This is a genomic window from Streptomyces milbemycinicus, from assembly GCF_002154605.1.
GTDB lineage: Bacteria > Actinomycetota > Actinomycetes > Streptomycetales > Streptomycetaceae > Streptomyces > Streptomyces milbemycinicus.
Window position 1 is genome coordinate 1 of the sequence record NZ_MUNE01000641.1, and the last position, 4393, is coordinate 4393.

Here is a 4393-nt window from a genome sequence, read left to right on the forward strand (position 1 = left end):
GGGGTATATGGGGTTGGGGGATATGGCGGCAAAAGCTGCGGAATTGTCCTCCACGGACCCCGGAGTGGCCCCCGGAGCCGACCCCCTCTCCGCCGCCATGGACGTCTTGCGCACCGCCCGCGAGAGCGGTCTCTCGACGGCTTTGACCGCCGCCGTGCGGCACCTGGATTTCATCACACCCTGCTCCGACAAGGGCTTTTGTGTTCTGCCCGGCCGAATGGCCCCGGAAATACGCGGCTGGCTGATGGCGGGGCGTGCGGTGCCCGGTGAGCGGGTCACGGTACGGCCGGGCCCGCGCAACGAGCTGGCCGAGCGCGAGGGTCTTGAGGTCCTTCAGGTCGTTCCCCGGGAAGGTCTCGACGAAGGTCTCGACGACGCCGCCGGGCCGGGGCCCGACCCCCGGGAACGGCTCGCGCTCGCCGGGACGCTGTTCGCCGCGCTGCGCGCCGGGCTGGCCGAGGTGCTGCTGGAGCGGGCGGTGGCGCATGTGGCGGGGCGGCGCTCCGGTGAACGGCCGCTGGTCGAGCGCCAGTTGGTGCGTGCGAAGATCGCCGACTGCGTCGCCGCCGTCCGTGCCTGCGAGCTCCTGCTGACCACGTCCGGGGCCGCTCCGTACGCCGCGCACGAGCTGCACCGGCGCCTCGATGCGGCCGACGCGGCCCTGACGAACCTCTTCGGCGGCGCCGGCTATCTGGCCGACCACCCCGTGCGCTCCCTGTACGTCGCGGCGTACGTCGGCAGCCTGTGGGTGGCGCCGCCGCAGGACCCCGGACAGGAGTGGTCGTGACGGCCCTGGCCCTGGACGCCGAGGACCCGGTCCTGGACGCCGCGCACCGGCGCATGCGCGCCCGTGCGCGCGAGGTCGCCCCCGCCCTGCGCGAGGCCGCCCTCGCCATCGACGCCGACCCGGCCCGTATGGACGGCCACCTCGACAACCCCGCCTTCCGGCTCTTCCGCGCCATGGGCATCCCCGAGCGGTTCCAGGACGAGCGGTACCGGGCCGAAGTCAAGGGCCTGCCGCGGGACTTCCTGGCGCAGATGATCTGCTCCATGGAGCTGGCGCGCGGCGACGCGGGCGCCATGTTCGCCGGCCCCGCCCCGGCCCTCGCCGGAGTGGTCGTCCGCACCCTCGGCGACGAACGGCAACAGGCCGCGTTCTACGAGCGCGTCGCCGACGGCGTGACCTGGGCCTTCTGTGCGATCACCGAACCACAGGCGGGCAGCGACGCCACCCGGATGCAGACCGCGCTCACCCCCGCCGACCCCGCCGACCGGAGCGGCGACTTGCTGCTGAGCGGCGCCAAGAAGTACGTCGGGAACGGCTCGCGCGGCGGCGTCGGGGTGGTCTTCGCACAGACCGGCACCTCGCCGCTGAGCGTGCGCGCCGCGCTCCTGGAGCTCCCGGCGCCCGGTGCGCACGGCGAGGCGCTGGACATGATCGGGCTGCGGGGCGCTCGTATCAGCGAAATGACCTTCCACGAGGTGCCGATCGCGCGGGACCGGCTGCTCGGCGGCCATCTGCCCGCCACCCGCCGGGGGATGTGGGGCGCGGTCACGGCCTTCTACGGTGCGCGGGTGCAGATCTCCGCGACCGCCGTCGGGCTCGCCGCGGCGGTGTACGACTACGTACGCGCCGAGCGCGGGACGCCGGCCCCGGCCGAGCGGCGGGCGCTGGAGACGGCCGCGCTGCGCATCGCGGCCGCCGCCCGGCTCGTCCACCGCACCGCGCTCCTCGTCGAGGCGGACCAGGGGCGCGGCGACGCCTCCGCCCTGTGCAAGCTGGAGGCCGTCCGCCTGGTCGGGGACGTCACCCGCCGGCTGCCCGCGCTCCTGGGGCGCGGCGCGCTGCTGGACCATCCGCTGCTGGAGAAGTGGGTCCGGGACGCCGCCGCGCTGGAGCTCATGGAGGGCACCGGCGATATCCAACGGCTGCGGCTGGCCCAGGACTTCGCCCGGTCGGGCGCCGTGCCCGCGGCCAGCGATCCGGTGCCCGCAGGCGGCGATCCGGTGCCCGCGGGCGGCGATGTCGTGCCCGCAGGCGAGGGCGGGTGACGCCGATGCGCCTGGGGCCCGTCGGCACCTTCGTCCCGCACACCGCGCTCACGGTCGCGGACGTCACCGCGGGCGCCGGGCTCCCGGACGCCAAAGCCCGCTTCTACCGCGACTATCTCGGCTTCCGCGATATCCCCCGAAGCACCGGCCACTCGCTCGCCGACATGCTCACGGCGGCGGGCCGCGAGGCGCTGCACGGCATGGACCCGCGCGACATACGCCAGGTGCTGTACGCGCGCATCGGCGAGGAGGCGGACCAGGCGGGGGGCCCGACGGAGGCCGGTCCGGCGGGGGCCCAACTGCTCGACGGCGTCCGCACCGCCCTCGGCCTCGACCACGCCCCGGCCTTCGCGGTCGGCCAGATGAACTGCGCCGCCGGGCTGTTCGCGCTCTTCCTGGCCGGACAGTTGTTGGGGCCTGAGTCCGGCGGGAGCGCGCTGCTGCTCACCGGCGACCGGGTGGCCCGCCCGGAGCGGGGCGTCATCCCGGGGATCGCGGTCGTCGCCGACGCCGCCGCCGCATGCGTGGTGGGCCCGCGGGTGCCGGGCGATCCGCTGCTCGGCTCCGCCTTCCGTACGTACGGGCGGTTCTACCGCAGCCTCGGCGGCCAGGACCCCGACCGGGAGCGGGAGTACACCCGGTTCTACGCGCCCGCCCTCGCCGCCGTCATCCAGGAGGCGCTGGAGGAGGCGGGGACCGGGCTCGACGGCGTACGGTGGATCGTCCCGCACAACGTCAACCGCCTGTCCTGGAAAGGCGTGGCCAAAGAGCTGGGCATCCCCTTCTCCCAGGTCTTCCTCGACAATCTGCCGCGCCTGGGCCACGCCAACTGCGCCGACCCGTACCTCAACCTCGCCGCGCTGCGCACCTCCGGGCGGCTCGCGCCGGGCGACCGGTATGTGCTGGCCACCGTCGGCCTCGGCGCCACCTTCGGCGCGGTGGTCCTGCAACGAGAAGGCGGGCGAGAAGGCGGGCGAGGGAGCGAGGGAGGACGCGATGGAGAGCTTTGAGGCCGTCCAGGGGATCCGGGCCGCGGACCTGGCGGACCACTACGGCACTCCGCTGTACGTCTACGACGGCGAGCTGCTGGCGGGCGCGGTCAGATCGCTCGCGGAGGCGCTGCCGCGCCCCATGGAGATCTTCTACTCCCTGAAGGCCAACCCCAACAGCAGCGTCTGCTCACTGCTGTTCGCCCACGGCGCCCACGCCGAGGTCTCCTCCCTCGTCGAGCTGCGCACCGCCCGCACGGCGGGGGCCCGCCCCGAGAACATCATCTTCCTCGGCCCGGGAAAGAACGCCGAGGACATCCGCGCCTGCGTCCAGGGCCGGGTGTACGCCATCGTCTGCGAGTCCTGGGAGGAGCTGGAGCTCATCGAGGCGACGGCGCGTCAGGCGGGGCTGCGACAGCGGGTGCTGCTGCGGATCAACCCCTCCTTCGGCGGCGCCGGTTCGCGGCTGGCCATGGGCGGCAAGCCCCGGCAGTTCGGCATCGACGAGGAGCAAGTGCTGGCCGGGAAGGAGCGGTTGAGCGCGCTCACGCACGCCGTACCCCTGGGCGTACATGTCTATCTGGGCACCCGGATCCTCGACGCGGCGGCGATCGTGGAGAACACCGCCCAGGTGCTGGCGCTGGCCGAACGCGTCGCGGCGGCCACGGGCATCGAGCTGGAGGCGGTGGACGTCGGCGGCGGGCTGGGAGTCGCGTACTTCGAGAACGAACAGGACCTCGACCTCGACGCGCTGCGCACGGGCCTCACGCCTGTCGTGGGCGACTTCGCGCGCCGCCATCCGCGCACCCGGCTGCTGCTGGAGTCCGGGCGCTTCCTCACCGCCCGCGCCGGGGCCTACCTGGTGCGGGTTCAGTACGTGAAGGAATCCCGCGACACGTGGTTCGCCGTCACCGACGGCGGTACGCACCACCACATGGCGGCGGTCGGCGTCGGCTCGTACGCCCGCCGCAACTTTCCCGTCGCGGCGGTCGCGGGCGACGGGGCGGGGCCCGAGCGCCGCTGGCACGTCACCGGCCCGCTGTGCACCCCGGAGGACACCCTCGCCCGCGGCGTGCCCCTGCCCGGTATCGCGCCGGGCGATGTGCTGGCAGTGCTGCGGTCGGGCGCGTACGGCCCGACGGCGTCACCCGGTCTCTTCCTCAGCCATGGATTCCCGGCCGAGGTGCTGGTCCACGAGGGCCGCCCGCTGCTGGTCCGCGACCGGGACACCGCCGACGACCTGCTGCGCAAGCAGCGACACCACCAGTTTGTTCAGTAAGTGACGGGAGGCCCGGGATGGACCGCGCACAGATGGTCGAGACGATCGGCAAGGCGGTGGCCGCGATGGTGCC

Annotated in this window: 4 protein-coding genes; all 4 read left to right on the forward strand. The window is 74.0% G+C overall.

The genetic code is table 11. The annotated features are described in order from the left end of the window. Positions 1-787 (forward strand): acyl-CoA dehydrogenase family protein (locus CCN51_RS41210; RefSeq protein ID WP_281262478.1); only part of this gene is annotated, 787 nt, incomplete at its 5' end. Then, a complete protein-coding gene (locus CCN51_RS41215) occupies positions 784-2052 on the forward strand; it encodes an acyl-CoA dehydrogenase family protein (RefSeq protein ID WP_014175715.1) in 1269 nt (422 codons plus the stop codon). The genes CCN51_RS41210 and CCN51_RS41215, both read left to right, overlap by 4 nt. A gap of 5 nt (positions 2053-2057) precedes the next feature. Next, positions 2058-3062 carry a 3-oxoacyl-[acyl-carrier-protein] synthase III C-terminal domain-containing protein gene (locus CCN51_RS41220; RefSeq protein WP_055413915.1) on the forward strand — a complete coding sequence of 335 codons (1005 nt, stop codon included), beginning with the start codon at positions 2058-2060 and terminating at the stop codon, positions 3060-3062. Continuing rightward, a complete protein-coding gene (locus CCN51_RS41225) occupies positions 3049-4320 on the forward strand; it encodes a type III PLP-dependent enzyme (RefSeq protein ID WP_014175713.1) in 1272 nt (423 codons plus the stop codon). Before CCN51_RS41220 ends, CCN51_RS41225 begins: the two co-directional genes overlap by 14 nt. The last annotated feature ends 73 nt before the right edge of the window (positions 4321-4393 follow it).